General features: G+C 44.2%; 12 protein-coding genes. 7 read left to right on the top strand and 5 right to left on the bottom strand.

The window, feature by feature from the left end:
- Positions 1-131: 131 nt before the first annotated feature.
- Together ACZ41C_RS09020 and ACZ41C_RS09015 are read right to left on the bottom strand one after the other, a co-directional pair.
- The gene (locus ACZ41C_RS09020) at positions 132-791 is read right to left on the bottom strand and encodes an aspartate kinase (RefSeq protein ID WP_272635627.1); all 660 of its coding nucleotides are present in this window, start codon (positions 789-791) and stop codon (positions 132-134) included.
- Positions 792-979: 188 nt separating this feature from the next.
- The gene (locus ACZ41C_RS09015) at positions 980-1339 is read right to left on the bottom strand and encodes a YraN family protein (RefSeq protein WP_464560839.1); all 360 of its coding nucleotides are present in this window, start codon (positions 1337-1339) and stop codon (positions 980-982) included.
- Positions 1340-1529: 190 nt separating this feature from the next.
- Here ACZ41C_RS09015 and ACZ41C_RS09010 point away from each other — a divergent pair, with 190 nt between their 5' ends.
- From ACZ41C_RS09010 to ACZ41C_RS08995, 4 genes are all read left to right on the top strand, one after another.
- Positions 1530-3023 carry a DUF1800 domain-containing protein gene (locus tag ACZ41C_RS09010; RefSeq protein WP_464560837.1) on the top strand — a complete coding sequence of 498 codons (1494 nt, stop codon included), beginning with the start codon at positions 1530-1532 and terminating at the stop codon, positions 3021-3023.
- Positions 3024-3037: 14 nt separating this feature from the next.
- Positions 3038-4738: a DUF1501 domain-containing protein gene (locus ACZ41C_RS09005; protein WP_464560835.1), complete on the top strand. Its 1701-nt coding sequence runs from the start codon at positions 3038-3040 to the stop codon at positions 4736-4738.
- Positions 4739-4864: 126 nt separating this feature from the next.
- Entirely contained in the window at positions 4865-6940 is a 2076-nt protein-coding gene (metG, locus tag ACZ41C_RS09000) for a methionine--tRNA ligase (protein ID WP_464560833.1), read from the top strand.
- Positions 6941-6999: 59 nt separating this feature from the next.
- Positions 7000-9147 carry a Tex family protein gene (locus ACZ41C_RS08995; RefSeq protein ID WP_464560831.1) on the top strand — a complete coding sequence of 716 codons (2148 nt, stop codon included), beginning with the start codon at positions 7000-7002 and terminating at the stop codon, positions 9145-9147.
- Between the two features lie 15 nt (positions 9148-9162).
- On the opposite strand, the gene ACZ41C_RS08990 is transcribed toward ACZ41C_RS08995, so the two are convergent.
- The gene (locus tag ACZ41C_RS08990; protein WP_464560829.1) at positions 9163-10119 is read right to left on the bottom strand and encodes an L-threonylcarbamoyladenylate synthase; all 957 of its coding nucleotides are present in this window, start codon (positions 10117-10119) and stop codon (positions 9163-9165) included.
- Positions 10120-10172: 53 nt separating this feature from the next.
- Between ACZ41C_RS08990 and ACZ41C_RS08985 the strand changes: the two genes are divergently transcribed.
- Complete coding sequence (locus ACZ41C_RS08985) at positions 10173-11075, top strand: histone deacetylase family protein (protein WP_464560827.1); 903 nt, start codon at positions 10173-10175, stop codon at positions 11073-11075.
- Positions 11076-11200: 125 nt separating this feature from the next.
- Positions 11201-12031, top strand: coding sequence for a phosphatase PAP2 family protein (locus tag ACZ41C_RS08980; RefSeq protein ID WP_464560825.1), 831 nt, complete (start codon positions 11201-11203; stop codon positions 12029-12031).
- 1 nt (position 12032) lies between these two features.
- Here the strand turns inward: ACZ41C_RS08980 and ACZ41C_RS08975 are convergent, their stop codons facing one another.
- Positions 12033-13691: a solute:sodium symporter family transporter gene (locus tag ACZ41C_RS08975; RefSeq protein ID WP_464560823.1), complete on the bottom strand. Its 1659-nt coding sequence runs from the start codon at positions 13689-13691 to the stop codon at positions 12033-12035.
- Between the two features lie 217 nt (positions 13692-13908).
- On the opposite strand from ACZ41C_RS08975, the gene ACZ41C_RS08970 reads away from it, so the two are divergent.
- On the top strand, positions 13909-15192 hold the full coding sequence (locus ACZ41C_RS08970; RefSeq protein WP_464560821.1) for a serine hydrolase domain-containing protein: 1284 nt from the start codon (positions 13909-13911) through the stop codon (positions 15190-15192).
- Positions 15193-15214: 22 nt separating this feature from the next.
- Here the strand turns inward: ACZ41C_RS08970 and ACZ41C_RS08965 are convergent, their stop codons facing one another.
- On the bottom strand, positions 15215-16462 hold the full coding sequence (locus ACZ41C_RS08965; RefSeq protein WP_464560819.1) for an NAD(P)/FAD-dependent oxidoreductase: 1248 nt from the start codon (positions 16460-16462) through the stop codon (positions 15215-15217).
- Positions 16463-16551 lie beyond the last annotated feature (89 nt).

Raw genomic sequence — 16551 nt, 5'->3', positions numbered from 1 at the left:
TTTTATTAAAGATTTGTTTTTAAGAAAAAGGACAATTGTAAATACAACCATTTTTTTGGAATTTGGAATTTACAGCTTGGAATTTTTAAATAGCCAATACTAAAGAACTCCCATAACTCCCTAAACTACAACTACAAGGTTTTTAAGTCCTTAATGGTCTTAAAGGCGATATCTACCTGTTCGTCATTCACCAAAATGGTAAACTCGTTGGTTGTGGAGATAACTTCGTAGAGCACGATTCCTTCCCACGCCAATCGCTGAAAAATAAAGTAGTAGATTCCTGGAACGGATACGTTTTCCGCAGGCAACTTGACCGTTATAGAGGAAAGGTCATCCGCTTTTTGGGTACATTTCTCGTCCTTGAAAAGTCTTTGGACGGTTTCGTCCATAATACTGCTGATGACGATATTGATTTCGTTTACGCCCCTACTGGAAGTATAAAAGACATCTTGGTTTTCATTGATTTCTTCCAATAATTTAGCCTGATGCACCAGTATTTTATCCGAAGCCAAAAACGTATAATCCGATAGGGAGGACCGCACCGTAATCTCCCCGATATTCTTCAACACCTTTAAAATCTTGTGTGTAGCCCTAAATTCAAGGTCATCGGAAAGTCTTTTCAGCGCCATGACAATAGCACCGTTTCGTATATCCTTTCCCAGTTCGGACTCAATTTCAGGTTTGACGATTCTTGAAAGCGATGTAAGGTTGATGATACCTTGTGCCAAGGCGCTTTGCAAGAACGGTTTTTTCTTGATGTAATGCTCTACAACGGAAGAAATGGTCTTCATATGTTAGAATTTATTGATTTAAAAAGCTGTATGCTATGCACCTTCCCGATAACTTTCGGAGCACCTCGTTGGCTTACGAGTATGCCATTGGCTCATTTCAGACATTTGGCTGTTTGAGCAAATATAACAACTTGTTATAAATAAAACAAAATGTTTTTAAACATTATTCTATAAACCTAATAGGATAATCAAAAGTGGTAAAACGCGGATTCAAGATGTTCCAATTGAAAGGTCCCCTTTTCTTTCAGAATGGTGATGATATCGAAACGGGTTTCCACATCCAAATCGTTGGAGGTTACATAATGATCGGCCGCCATGACCAATAGCTTTATTTTCTTGTGTGTTACCGTTTCTGCAATGTTCTCAAAAAAAACGGAGCTTCGCGAACGTACCTCTACAATGGCCAAGACTTTATCCTTTTTGGCAATAATATCAATTTCGGCCTTTAGGTACCTATAGTTTTGATAGCAGATTTGATATCCTTTTTTTATAAGGTAGTCTTTGGCCATCTCCTCTCCTTCCTTGCCAAATTCATTATGTCTTCCCATAATATTCCGTAAAAAAGTGTATTTCGTCGAAAAAATATGTTTTTTACCGTTTTTAAAAAAGGAACATATTAAATTCGGCTGTCGGACAACGAAAATATACGGATTCTTATACTATCCCAAATTTCGTTGCGTTAGATAGAAGCCCCAACTCTATTGAACGTAACATTATTAACGCCCTACTTTCAGGACTATGGAATATTTCATTAATTGTAATACTTCTACCCTTGCTCCGTATACGGCACCTTTAGACCAGACTAGAGCTTTACACCTTTACAGAAGATTAGGCTTTAGTGCATCGGTAGATACCATCAACCAAGCCATTGAACAAAATGCCGGTACCCTTGTGGATGCCTTGGTGGACCAGGCCATAAACATGGCCCCTACGGCCGCCCCTCTTTGGGCGGATTGGAACAATGCGAATTATCCGGCAGACGATGATGCCCGTAGGCAATTGGTAAACCAACAACGGTCAGAATTCGCCCTAGGCTATACCAATGCCCTATTGTCGAACAATCTTAGGGACCGATTGAGTTTCTTCTGGAGCAACCATTTTGTGACCGAATTGGATGTGTACGATTGTAACTCCTTCCTATACCACTACATCAACTGCCTTCAAAGAAACGCCATTGGAAATTTCAGGACGTTCGTAAGTGAAATTGGCCTAACCAGTGCCATGCTCTATTATTTGGACGGTGTCTATAACAATGGTAACAATCCCAATGAGAATTACGCAAGGGAACTCTATGAACTATTTACCCTTGGTGAAGGAAATGGGTACACGGAGCAGGATATCATAGAAACGGCAAGGGCCCTTAGTGGTTACGTGGAGCGTGGAGAGGAAGGGTGTACCCAGGTGACCTTTAGGGCAGACAGACATGATACGGGTACCAAAACCATTTTGGGCCAAACGGGCAATTGGGGCTATGACGATGTTATCAACATCCTGTTTCAGCAAAGACCCAATGAAATAGCAGAATTCATCTGTCGTAAACTCTATGAGTTTTTCGTACATCCGGATTCACAGGACGACATGAACAACGCCCAAGTAATTATTGATGGCATGGCATCGACGTTCATTTCAAACAATTTTGATTTGGCTCCTGTCTTAAGGCAGCTATTTAAAAGCCAACACTTTTTTGACGATGAGGCCATTGGCGTCATCATTAAAAGTCCTTTCGATTTTTATTTGAACACCTTGAAGGAAACAAGCTTTGCCTATGATGATACCGTGTTGGGCTCCATGCTCAATTACAGTGGACTTTTAGGTCAAGAATTGTTCGACCCCTTTGATGTTGCCGGATGGCAGCGGGACAGAACGTGGATCAACACTAATTTTATTATAGGTAGGTGGCTTACCATTGAAAGTCTTTTGGAGACCTTCTACCAACAGGATAACGAACAATTCAGGTCGTTGGGTTTATCCATAACAGGAACCACTGGCTTGACCAGTACCAATCCTGATGCGGTAGCCCGGCTCATCATCGACTTTATCCTCCCCAAAGGATTATTGGACGAAGGCGAGTATGCAAAGGCATTCGCCATCTTTAGAAGTGATGTGGAAGACGTTTACTACGAAGGTGGCAACCAGGAATCCTGGACCTTGGCCACTTGGCCACAAGCCCCATATCAAGTGTATCTTTTGATGCAATACCTAGCTAGACAACCTGAATATCAATTAAAATAACAACACCTACTACTATGTGCCATACACATCACTCACCCCACAAAGGACTGGAACACGATGGTCATGATAAAGAACATCAAATATGGAGCCGTCGTTCCTTTTTACAGGCCTTGGGAATCGCCGGTTCCGGTTCTATGTTATTGGGAGCCAATATGCTTACCGCATCCTCTCCCTCCCCATTGACCGCAGGTATTGCCGCGGCGGAAACGGATAACATCTTAATTCTTATAAGGTTATCTGGAGGAAACGATGGTCTAAGTACCGTTATCCCCATTGAGCAATATGACAGCTATGCCAACGCACGACCCAATATCTATATCCCAGAAAGTAAAGTGTTAAAACTTACGGATGAATTTGGTGTTCCATCTTACATGGGAGCTTTGGAGCCCATGTGGGGCAATGGTCAGTTCAAGGCAGTCCACGGTGTAGGATATCAAAACCAAAGTCTCTCTCATTTTACGGGTTCCGATATTTATGCGAATACTGATTTGACCACAACCGGTTTTAGTGGACTCAATACCGGATGGATGGGAAGACATTTCGAAAATATTTATCCCGATTATTTGATAAACCCTCCCGCCGCTCCGGCAGCGATACAGATCGGGCAGTTTGGAAATTTGATTTTCCAAGGGGAGGAAACCAATTATGCCTTTGTGACCTCTAACGTGGAGCAACTACAGGAGATTGCAGAATCTGGCGTAGTTTATGGTTTGGACAATGCCCTCTTTAATGGCTGTATGTACGGGGACCAATTAAAGTTTTTAAGAGGGGTGGCGAATACTACCTATGAATATTCCGGTCTTATTCACGAAGCCTATGCAAGGGGCCAAAACCAAGTGGAATATCAGGATAACGGGTTTGCCCGTCAAATGGCCCTTTTGGCAAGATTGATAAAAGGCAATTTGGGCACCAAGGTATACATGGTATCGATGGGTGGTTTTGACACCCACGGCAATCAGCCTTTGGCACATGAGCGATTAATGACCAATCTATCGGTTGCCCTCAATAATTTCTACGAGGATCTAGGGTTTACCCAACAGGACAATCAGGTATTGAGCATGACCTTTTCTGAATTTGGTCGAAGAATTTTCGAAAACGGTTCCAATGGAACGGACCATGGAAAGGCGGCCCCTACCCTGTTCTTTGGCTCAGGATTGAACGGAAGCGCCTTTGTGGGCGACCACCCTACGTTGGACGACCCTGACGGAAGAGGCAACCTGGAATACACCATGGATTTCCGGGATTTGTATGCCACGGTGTTGGCCGAATGGTTGTGCGTGGACATTCCCCTCGTCGAACAACATCTTTTGGACCACCCCTACAATCCAGTGAATTTAGGCTTCAACTGTAGCGGTACGGATTTCCCAGATATCGTGTACAGCGACGGTCCGGTAACCCCACCAACACAACCCGGTGAGGAAGGAACAGATCCCGTAAATCCAGATTTACTGAACGCCATCGTTCACAAACCTTTCTATCCTACGGATAGTACCCCACATATTTATCTGGAAATGCCGTTCTCTGCGCAGGTGGATATTCAATTGTACAATATTCTTGGACAGCATGTTGGCACCGTTTTTAACGAAATGATGCTAGAAGGGTCCACAGAGATCAACATACGAGAGCGCATGCCCAAACACCTATCATCCGGCAAGTACATTTATCGCATAAGTGTACAGAATCAAAAGATGAGCAAGTCGGTAATGGTAGCGTAAAGAGTTTCCCCACTATGTAACTTGACCTTCGGTCGTACTATGGTACGCCGAGGGTTTTTTGTTTTTTCCGTATCTGGCCCAACTAGGGATTAAAAATGGTTATTTTTGTGCCTTTAATTTAATCCGATGACCAAAGCCATTCCACCCAAAAGATATACGGTTACGGCCGCCCTACCCTATACCAACGGACCTATACACATTGGCCATTTGGCCGGGGTCTACGTACCTGCGGATATTTATACCCGATATTTACGCCTAACGGGCAAGGAGGTTGCCTTTGTCTGTGGAAGCGACGAGCATGGCGTGGCCATTTCCATGAAAGCCAAGAAGGAGGGTGTTTCGCCCAAGGATGTCATCGACAAATACCACGGTATCATAAAAAAATCCTTTGCGGATTTTGGCATTTCTTTTGACAATTATTCCAGGACCTCAGCAGAGGTACATCATGAAACAGCATCGGGATTTTTCAAACAATTATACGAACAGGGAGATTTCATAGAGGAAACTACCGCCCAATTATACGACGAGGAAGCGAAACAATTTTTGGCCGACCGATTCGTCATCGGCACCTGTCCAAAATGCGGTAACGAGGAAGCCTATGGCGACCAATGCGAGAATTGCGGTTCCTCCCTGAATGCCACCGATTTGATCAATCCAAAATCCACCATAACGGGCACGACACCCACAACAAAGGAGACCACCCATTGGTTTTTGCCCTTGGACCGCTATGAGGATTTTTTAAGGGAATGGATCTTAAAAGGCCATAAGGACGATTGGAAACCCAACGTCTACGGCCAGTGCAAATCCTGGATTGATGGCGGTCTCGAACCCCGTGCGGTTACTCGGGATCTGGATTGGGGGATTCCCGTACCCGTAAAAGGCGGAGAAGGCAAAGTTTTGTATGTATGGTTTGATGCACCCATTGGCTACATCTCCTCCACCAAGGAATGGGCGGAAAGAGAGGGAAAGGACTGGAAACCCTACTGGCAGGACAAGGATACCAAATTGGTGCATTTTATCGGTAAGGACAATATCGTTTTTCACTGCATCATTTTTCCATCCATCCTAAAAGCACATGGGAATTATATCCTACCGGAAAACGTCCCCGCCAACGAGTTCCTGAATCTGGAGGGGAACAAGCTTTCCACCTCCAAAAACTGGGCCGTGTGGCTGCACGAATATTTGGAGGATTTTCCAAACATGCAGGACGTGCTTCGGTATACCTTAACGGCCAATGCCCCGGAAACAAAGGACAACGATTTTACCTGGAAGGACTTTCAGGCCAGGAACAACAATGAGCTGGTGGCCATTTTTGGGAATTTTGTGAACCGTGTCGTAGTGCTAACAAATAAGTACTATGAAGGCAAAATACCTGCTCCAAGTACCCTTTTGGAAGTGGATAGTGAAACCTTGAACGAACTCAAAAATTTTCCGGAGATTATCTCCAGTTCCTTGGAACGTTATCGCTTTAGGGAAGCAGGTCAGGAGTTGATGAATCTTGCCCGCTTGGGCAATAAATATTTAGCCGATGCAGAACCCTGGAAAGTCATTAAAGAGGACGAGGAACGGGTAAAAACAATTATGTATGTTGCTTTGCAAATTGCCGCTGGATTGGCGGTTTTGAGCGAACCGTTTTTACCGTTTACTTCGGATAAGCTGAAAAGCATTTTAGGGGTCCGGTCGAGCGCAATCGAGACCTCTTGGAATGAGGTATCTACCAAAGATATTCTGTTACCCCCCGGACACAAAATTGGTCAATCCGAGCTATTGTTCCGTAAAATTGAAGACGCTGAAATTCAAGCGCAACTGGACAAGCTGGAAGCTACAAAAAAAGCAAACCAACAAGAAAACAAAGCCCATATGCCACAAAAGGATACGATTACCTTTGACGATTTCTCCAAACTGGACATGCGCGTAGGCACCATAGTGGAAGCCGAGAAAATGCCCAAAGCCAAAAAATTATTGGTCCTAAAAGTGGATACCGGTTTGGATGTTCGTACCATTGTCTCCGGTATTGCCGAAAGTTTTACCCCGGAAGAAATTGTGGGCAAAAAAGTGACCGTATTGGTCAATCTAGCACCCAGGGCCTTACGTGGGGTGGAAAGTGAGGGCATGATCTTGATGACGGAAAACAAGGAAGGTAAATTGGTATTCGTAAATCCGGATGAGGATGGGGTTGGTAATGGATTAACCATTAGCTAAAAATCCTACACACTTTAAAAGGTCTCGACTGCGCTCGACCGGACAAAACCCAATTTAAAATGTTATTGCTACCCTACATCCAAAAACACACAAACCTTCCCGAAAAAGGGATTCTAAACACGGTTGACCTATTAAACCAAGATTGTACCGTCCCTTTTATATCACGATACAGGAAGGAAGCTACAGGTGGATTGGACGAAGTCCAGATTGGCAGTATCGTTCAGTTTAAAGAACAATTCGAGGCCCTAGAAAAACGCAAAAGCGCTATTATAAAATCGGTAGAGGAACAAGACCTTTTAACCCCGGAACTTAGGGCCAAGTTTGAATCCGCCGAGGATTTGACCCAATTGGAAGACCTGTACCTCCCCTTCAAAAAAAGTAAAAAGACCAAGGCCGAGGTAGCCCGAAAACAAGGGTTGGAACCCTTGGCCAAAATTATCATGGCCCAACGGTCGGACGACATTGAGTTCTTGGCATCCAAATACCTAAGTCCCGAGGTACAAAACGAAGACGAAGCTTTAGAGGGTGCACGACACATTATTGCCGAGTGGATCAATGAACGCACTGATGTTAGAAATATGATCCGGAACCAGTTGGAACGGTTCGCATTGATTACCACAAAAGTGGTTTCAGCGATGAAGGATGCTTCGACTACGCTCAGCACAAGTGAAAAATCTCAAAAATACCGGGATTATTTTGATTGGAGCGAACCCTTGAACCGTTGTCCATCGCACCGGCTATTGGCCATTTTACGGGCGGAATCGGAAAAAATCATCCGAGTAAAAATAGAACTGGACGATGAACGGTTACTGCAAGGCATCGAGAACAAAATCATCAAAACCAAAAATGCCTGTTCGGAGCATATAACATTGGCCATTGCCGATGCCTACAAGCGTTTACTCTTTCCTTCCCTTTCCAATGAACTGCTAAAAAACGCCAAGGAAAAGGCAGATGACGAAGCAATCGCCGTTTTTTCCAAAAACCTACGCCAGTTGTTGTTGGGGGCTCCTTTGGGCGAAAAACGAATATTAGCGATTGACCCAGGTTTTAGGACCGGTTGTAAGGTGGTTTGCCTGGACGAACTGGGGAACCTTATGCACAATGAAACCATCTATCCCCATGCCCCTCAGAACGATGTTACCGGAGCTATCAAAAAATTAAGTTCCCTGGCCGATGCCTATAAAATTGAGGCCATTGCCATTGGAAATGGAACCGCATCCAGGGAAACGGAACGATTGGTAAAAAAAGTGGTATTTAAAAATCCCATCGAGGTTTTCGTGGTCAGCGAGGCCGGGGCTTCCATCTACTCGGCCTCGAAAATTGCCCGGGACGAGTTTCCTAATTACGATGTTACCGTTCGTGGTGCTGTTTCCATTGGAAGGCGCTTGGCGGACCCTTTGGCCGAATTGGTAAAAATCGACCCCAAGTCCATTGGTGTGGGGCAATACCAGCACGATGTGGACCAATCAAAATTGAAGAAATCCTTGGATACGGTGGTGGAAAGCTGTGTGAACTCCGTTGGGGTGAACATCAACACGGCAAGTGTCCCCCTGTTAAGTTACGTATCCGGTATTGGGCCAAAACTCGCCGAAAACATCGTGGCCCATAGAACGGCCCATGGACCATTTGGGAGTCGGAAGGAAATTATGGAGGTTCCCCGTTTAGGCGGAAAAGCCTTTGAACAGGGCGCTGGATTTCTTCGGATAAAGGATGCCGAAAATCCCTTGGACGATTCCGCCGTACATCCGGAGAGCTACCCTATTGTTCAAAAAATGGCATCGGACAAAAAGAAGGGTATATCTGAACTTATTGGAAATAAGGCCCTACTGAAGGAAATCGATCTCAAAAAATACTGCACGGATACCATTGGCCTACCCACTTTGGAGGATATTCTTTCCGAACTGGAAAAACCCGGACTCGACCGTCGCGAAAAGGCAAAGGTTTTCACTTTCGACCAAAACATCAAAACCATTTCGGATTTGCGGGACGGACAGTTGTTGCCCGGCATCGTGAACAACATTACCAATTTTGGCTGTTTTGTGGACATCGGCATCAAGGAAAGTGGCCTGATCCATGTTTCCAACCTTTCGGATAGTTTCGTAAAGGACGTAAATGCCCATGTAAGCCTTCATCAGCAGGTTATCGTAAAGGTATTGTCCGTCGATATTCCTAGAAAAAGGATACAATTGAAGCTGCACAAAGGCTAGGATTTAAAAAGTGTTTTAGTTCTGCGCCCGGAACAAGCGGTCGTTGATGCTACTGCCCAAGCCCTTTTCCGGAAAACGTTCGGCAAGGATCAAATCCAGACCGCTCGCATCCAAGATATGCAAGGCCTCAAAAAGGTACGTGGCCGCCTCTTCCATTTGTTTTTTTTGCGATAGGGTGATGACCTTGGTAGCCGATGGAAAGTCTTCCTGGTAGAATGATAGGACTCCCACTTTCTTATGTGGATTATTCATTAATTCCTCTCTAATATTATCACAAACCAGTAAAGGGGTTCTGGGAGAATAGTGTTTTAGCAGCATGCCAGGGGCTTCCGGAGATGTTTCATTTTCTGTGGAAATCTTTAGTTCGCCAACGACAGCCTCAACGGCCTCCTTGGGAATGCCCCCTTTTCGGTATAAAATAGGGGTCTCCCCTTCAAATCCCACAATGGTGGATTCCAAACCAACCTGACAAGGACCACCATCCAAAATAGCTGGAATTCGGTCACCAAAATAGTCCCACACATGTTGGGCAGAGGTTGGACTCACCCGCGTAAAGGGATTGGCACTGGGGGCCGCCAAGGGAAATGGCAAGCCTTTTAAAAGTTCTTGCGTCAACGGGTGATTTGGCATTCGCACCCCCACGGTAGGCTTGCCACCGGTAATGATTTCAGGCACTATATCCTGCTTGGACAATATCAAGGTTAGAGAACCCGGCCAAAAAGCCTCTGCCAATTCATAGGCCTTTTGGGGAATATCCTTCGCCAAAATGGACAACTGCTCCATTTGGTGGATATGAACGATTAAGGGATTGAAAGCAGGCCGGCCCTTCATCTCAAAAATGCGCTTTACCGCCATACTGTCCAAGGCATTTGCTGCCAATCCATACACCGTCTCGGTAGGGATGGCTACTAGGTGCCCTTCCATTAAAAGTTCCTGGCATTTTTCAATAGCCGTAGTTATTGAGGTCTTCATGGGGACCAAAGGTAACTAAGGTTTGCCTATTTTTGCACATTGACAGTCAATTGATGCTGAAAATCGCCTACCACCCCATTTACAAACATCCGTTGCCGGAAGGACATCGGTTCCCGATGATCAAATACGAACTGTTACCCAAGCAGCTTTTGTATGAAGGGACTTGTACCGATGAAAATTTCTTTGCTCCGGAAATCCCAAATGACAAGTACATCGTTGCCGCCCACGATGCCGAATATTTTTATGACCTCCTAAACCTTAAAATTTCTCATAAGGAGGCCCGAAAAATTGGATTTCCACTGGACGAGAATTTGGTGGAACGGGAGCGGATCATTGCCGATGGCACCATGAAAGCCTGTGAATATGCCATTCAACATGGAGTTGCCATGAACATTGCCGGAGGAACACACCATGCCTACAGCAATCGGGGCGAAGCCTTTTGTATGTTGAACGATCAGGCCATAGGTGCCCGATATCTGCAGTCCAAAAAATTGGCGAATCGCATATTGATCGTGGATTTGGACGTACACCAAGGAAACGGTACAGCGGAAATCTTCCAAAAAGATGCTTCCGTATTTACCTTCTCCATGCACGGGGCAGGGAATTATCCCTTTAAAAAGGAGGTATCGGATTTAGATATTTCGTTGGAAAAAGGAACTAACGACGAAGAATATCTCTCCATTCTACAGGATACCCTGCCCGGGCTGATAGAAAAACATCGGCCTGATTTTATATTCTATCTCTGCGGGGTGGATGTGTTGGAAACCGATAAACTAGGAACCCTGGCCCTAAGCTTAAACGGTTGCAAACAACGTGACGAATTTGTCCTAAAGACCTGCAAAGAACATGGAATTCCGGTCCAATGTAGTATGGGAGGAGGGTATTCCATGGAAATCAAAACCATTATTGAGGCACACGCCAATACGTTTAGACTAGCTACCGTTATTTTTACCTGAATACTGCAAAATAATATAATGACCCAAGTGCTCTCAAAATTAACTCGGTATGGGTCAAGCTTTTTATTTTTATGGCATATGTGAAAATAAATTTTTTAATAGTTTTAAAATCTTAAACGTTTATTTTGAAATACTTTCTTTTAATAACTCTATCCATATCCCTTTATTCAAATGCCCAGATTAAGCCTGTGGACACTGTGGATACCCGATGGAAAATGTTCACCTACGATATGGGCAACATATTCAAGGGGGTTGGCCACTCCTATTCCAGACCATTTCATTGGAAAGGGGAGCAATGGGCCGATTTTGGAATGGTCGTGGGTGGAACAGGGCTTGTTTACGTTTTTGACGACAATACATCAAGGTTTATTCGCAATAACAGGGAAAGTGTCCCGGGATGGATCAGGGACTATGGAACAAGTTACGGAAGTCCCGAAAACAATTATATTGCAACCTCTGCAGTTTATTTAACCGGACTTATACTCAAAGACGAAAAATTACGACGGACCGGGGTTCTATTAATATCATCGGCCACTTCTGCAGGTCTTTTACAACAAGTTCTAAAATCCGTTGTTGGGAGGGCTAGACCAGTGGCGAATTTGGGAAAGGATACGTTTGACCCTTTTAACTCCAGCAGAAATTTTCATTCCTTTCCATCAGGCCATGCTATATTAGCCTTTACGAATGCTTATGCCATTGCCAAACAATTCAAAAATCCTTGGCTAAAGGCCGGTATCTATACTGTAGGTGCCATTCCAGGAATATCCAGGGTCTGGGACGGACAACACTGGCTGAGCGATATGGTATTTGCTTTCGCCATTAGCATTGCCACAGTTGAATCCATAGACCACTATCTGGATTCAAAATATGACCAAAAATATAATGACCAAGACAAAAAAGTAAGTTGGAACCTTACTTTCGGCCCAGGACAAATTGGACTTAACTTACAATTCTAGATTATTTTGCAAAGTAGACATAAATGGCTACTACAATTAGAACAACTGCAATACCGCCTTGTTTTACATACTTATAAGGCGATATATCCACCTGTTCCGTATAACGTAATTCAAAGGCCTCCTTCCGTGGATAAAACTTCCCAATAACGAGCATAATGATACAGTTCATCATGAACAATATAGCCATTACGTGCAAGTAATGTGGATAAGCATCGGCCTCTACCAAAGTAAGTTGTGCCGGGTCTGTAATACCGGCATTTTTTGCCTCCTCCAAAGATTTTCCAATAAAATGGGGCTTCATGATAAACTGACTGATAATATACAGCGCCGATCCCAAAAAGATTCCAATTTTGGCCGCAATGGCCGGAACACGCTTGGTGAGATATCCCACTACGATAATCGTGAAAATAGGAATGCTATAAATTCCATTGATTTCCTGAAGGTAATTGAACAAACTACCGGCATTGGCAATCAATGGGGCAATGAACATAGCGGCCAAGGCCAAGCAAATCCCAAAAATCTTACCGTATTTGACTACCGTAGCTTCGGAAGCCTCCTTGTTGATATGCTGTTTGTAAATGTCGATACCAAACAGGGTTACAGAACTGTTCAACACGCTATTGAAGGAACTTAGGATAGCCCCGAACAAAACGGCGGCAAAAAACCCGACCAAGGTTTTAGGCAATACGGCCCGCACCAATTCCGGATATGCCAAATCACTGGAAGCCAATCCTCCCTCAAAATAATAGTAGGCTATCATTCCCGGTAGTACCAGGATTATGGGCCCTAAAATTTTCAAGAAAGCGGCTAATAACAATCCTTTCTGGCCTTCGGCGAGGTTCTTGGCCCCCAAGGCCCTTTGAATGATCTGTTGGTTGGTGCCCCAATAGAAAAGCTGTACCAACATCATCCCCGTAAATATGGTCACAAAGGGTACCTCCTGTCCTTTCTCCCCTGTCGAATCGAATCGCTCCGGATTGGCAGTCATTAAAACGTCCAAGCCTTGCGTCACGCTTCCATCCCCAATGGCCATCAAACCAAAAATGGGAATCAATAAGCCCCCAATAATCAAACCTATGGCATTGATACTATCCGAAACGGCCACGGCCTTGAGTCCGCCAAATACCGCATAAATAGACCCAATGATGCCAATCCCCCAAATACAATAGACCAAGGCGGCGGATTCAGAAATATTGAACATACCCGGCACATCGAACATACCACTAATGGCCACAGATCCAGAATACAATATGACCGGCAAAAGGACCACTACATAACCTGTCAAAAAGAGTGCGGAGGTAATCGTTTTGGTGGTAACATCGAAGCGGTCCGCCAAAAATTGCGGAACCGTGGTCAATCCGCCCTTCAAATACCTAGGCAACAAAAATACGGCCGTAACCACCATGGCCATGGCCGCAAGGGTTTCCCAAGCCATTACGGACAATCCGTCTTTATAAGCACTTCCATTTAAGCCAACAATCTGTTCCGTGGACAGGTTGGTAAGCAATAGGGATCCCGCTATGACCCCTGCCGTTAAGCTACGCCCGCCCAAAAAATAACCATCGGATGATTTTTCATTGGTAGTTCTAGTGGCATACCAGGCAATAATGGCTACAAGTAAGGTAAATCCCAAAAAAGAAAACACTGCAAGAAAATCCATAGGAAGGAGGTTTGTTGGTTATTATAGTCTATTAATTCTTGAATGCTGTTTCTCAATTGATTACAAAAAAATCTGAATCGGATTTTTTGAAAATTATGAAATTCGCACAAAAGAACGGCAACTAATATAATACATACAATATTAGTCCGCACATTTTACCGATTAAATAAGAAAAACTTTTACTACATTTAAAAAAATCATACCAAACACCCTTAAAATGAAAAACCTCGCAGCCCATCTTCTGTTGCTTTATTCCCTTTGCCTAGCGGCACAAACAAATTCCATTCAAAATAGTCCGACACTAACTGAGGGCACTCCATCTGCCCAAGGCATGTCCCAAGAACGATTGGACAAGATCGACTTGATGTTAAGCAGCGAAATTTCAAAGGGCAATCTACCGGGGGCCGTTGCCCTCATTGCGAGAAATGGGAAAATCGTCTTTCATAAGGCCTACGGTATGGCAAATACCGAAAAAGGCGAGGAAATGGAAAAAGATGCCATTTTTAGGATAGCTTCCCAAACAAAAGCCATTACCGCCACGGCCGTGATGATGCTTTGGGAAGAGGGCAAGTTTAAATTGGACGACCCCATTTCAAAATATATCCCGCAATTTGAGGCCGCTCAAATACTGGACACCTTTAACGAAGCCGATTCCACCTACACCACAAAACCTGCGGAAAATCAAATTACCATTAGAGATCTTATAACACATACATCGGGTATTGGCTATGGCATGATCGACGGTGACGCCCGTTTTCGCAAAATATACGCGAAGGCCGGAATCATTGACGCGTTTACATCAGAAAAAATTCGTATCGGGGAGAATATAAAAAAACTAGCCACGCTACCCCTGCACCATGAACCAGGCGAGGCCTGGACCTACAGTGAAGGTCTGGATGTATTGGGATATTTTATCGAAATCGTTTCAGGAATGCCATTTGATGCATTTTTGCGCACCCGAATTTTTGAACCCTTACAAATGAACGACACGTATTTCTACCTCCCAATGGAAAAAGTAAATAGGTTGGTCGCCGTTCAACATAAGGACGGGAACAAATGGAAACGTTTTGAAACCCCTGTTTTCGATATTGACTACCCTAACAGCCCAGGAACCTTTTTTTCGGGCGGAGCAGGATTATCCAGTACGGCAAGGGATTACGCCAATTTTTTACAGATGTACCTAAATGGAGGCGAGCTGAACGGAAAACGACTTCTTAGCAGAACTACCGTCAACAGCATCCTGAGCAATCAAATCGGCACTATTTGGGACGGTGGCAAGGATTATGGACTGGCGTTTGAAATTGTGAACAAAAAAGGTGCCATGGCCGGAGGCGAAGGAAGCGAGGGTACCTTCAGCTGGGGCGGCTACTTCAACACCCAGTATTTTGCGGATCCCAAGGAAAATGTTATCGGTATAATTATGAAGCAAACACAGGGATCCGTTAATGACGATACCGGATGGAAGTTCCGGCAGATGGTATTTACTACTATTGATGATTGATTATTGTAAGTACCGATTTAAATTAGGAAAGACTGGCATTCTCCTTTTCCAAATCCGTGAAATGGGCCACCGCCTTCACTAAACGATGATGGTTTTTCACAAACGGATTGGTCTTGTCCCAAACATAGCCCGCTAAAACGGAACAGATTTGTTCCTTGATTACTGGATTCTCAGAATCGTTAAAAAATATTTTTTGAAGGTTGCCCGTATACCATTCCTTTACATAGGTAGAGAATACATCCACCCCTTCCAACATATATTGGGAGTACTCGGTTTCCCAGTCCACTTCCTCTCCTTTAAGTTCTTTGGCAATTAATTTTGCCGATAAGTGTGCCGATTCCGTTGCAAACGTTACCCCAGAAGAGAACACGGGATCTAAAAACTCCGCGCTATTGCCCGTAAGTACATAGCCCTTACCATAAAGTTGTTTGACGGATTTGGCTATGTTCTTAATCATTTTGGGTTCAAATTCATAGGGCAGGCCTTCAAACCTGTCATGGTAGTGGTCGCTTAATTTCATCATCTGCCGCAACTTTTCCCCATTGGTGCCCTCAAAGGATTCCAAATACTCCGTGGGGCCCACATATCCTATACTGGTGTAGCCATTGGAAAAAGGAATGACCCATAGCCAGGTTTCCTGGCTTACAATATCGAAAGTAATGCGATGTCCCTCCCAGCCTTCAGGTCTTCGAACATCTTTCACGTGGGTAAAAATGGAGGAGTGCTTGGGTATTTCCGATGGTTTTTCCAAATCCAACAATCTAGGGAGCACCCGACCGAAACCACTGGAATCTATGATAAACTTTGCCTCGATTTCAGAAGAATTGCCTTCTTCATCCATAATTGTGGTTACGGAACGGTCCTCCTTAAAATCGACGGCCAAAACTTCCTTTTCAAATTCGATATCGACCCCACGTGACAACAGTTCGTCTGTCAAGGTCTTATCAAATTCCGCCCTGGGAACCTGCCAAGTCCAGTCCCAACCTTTGGTATGCTTTTTACTGAAATCAAATTCGCACACCTTAGGACCCTGTAAAAATCGGGCTCCGGTTTTAACCTCGAATTTCTTTTTCTTGAGGCAATCCAGAAGACCAACTGCCTCAAAATGGTCCATACATCTGGGGATCAAACTTTCACCGATAACAAATCTTGGAAACTTGTTTTTCTCCACTACTTTCACCTTAAAACCCGCGTTGTAGAGATAGGCCGCCGCAACGGAACCGGAAGGTCCCGCCCCTATTATCAATACGTCCACTTTTTCTTTTTTCATCTAAAAACGATTTCCAGAACAATCCTGAACCTAGTTCACTAATTATTTTAAATTTGCTTCTGCAAGACCAATTACATAGACTAAAGGTA

The sequence above is a fragment of the Maribacter sp. C-4077 genome, from assembly GCF_055378385.1.
This window is presented reverse-complemented; position numbering and strand designations above follow the sequence as displayed.

Excerpts from the sequence above, each read along its gene's own strand:
- ACZ41C_RS09005 (WP_464560835.1), top strand. The coding sequence starts at position 3,038 with ATGTGCCATACACATCACTCACCCCACAAAGGACTGGAACACGATGGT.
- ACZ41C_RS08985 (WP_464560827.1), top strand. The coding sequence starts at position 10,173 with ATGCTGAAAATCGCCTACCACCCCATTTACAAACATCCGTTGCCGGAA.
- ACZ41C_RS08995 (WP_464560831.1), top strand. The coding sequence starts at position 7,000 with ATGTTATTGCTACCCTACATCCAAAAACACACAAACCTTCCCGAAAAA.
- ACZ41C_RS08975 (WP_464560823.1), bottom strand. The coding sequence starts at position 13,691 with ATGGATTTTCTTGCAGTGTTTTCTTTTTTGGGATTTACCTTACTTGTA.
- metG (WP_464560833.1), top strand. The coding sequence starts at position 4,865 with ATGACCAAAGCCATTCCACCCAAAAGATATACGGTTACGGCCGCCCTA.
- ACZ41C_RS08965 (WP_464560819.1), bottom strand. The coding sequence starts at position 16,462 with ATGAAAAAAGAAAAAGTGGACGTATTGATAATAGGGGCGGGACCTTCC.
- ACZ41C_RS09015 (WP_464560839.1), bottom strand. The coding sequence starts at position 1,339 with ATGGGAAGACATAATGAATTTGGCAAGGAAGGAGAGGAGATGGCCAAA.
- ACZ41C_RS09020 (WP_272635627.1), bottom strand. The coding sequence starts at position 791 with ATGAAGACCATTTCTTCCGTTGTAGAGCATTACATCAAGAAAAAACCG.
- ACZ41C_RS09010 (WP_464560837.1), top strand. The coding sequence starts at position 1,530 with ATGGAATATTTCATTAATTGTAATACTTCTACCCTTGCTCCGTATACG.
- ACZ41C_RS08970 (WP_464560821.1), top strand. The coding sequence starts at position 13,909 with ATGAAAAACCTCGCAGCCCATCTTCTGTTGCTTTATTCCCTTTGCCTA.
- ACZ41C_RS08990 (WP_464560829.1), bottom strand. The coding sequence starts at position 10,119 with ATGAAGACCTCAATAACTACGGCTATTGAAAAATGCCAGGAACTTTTA.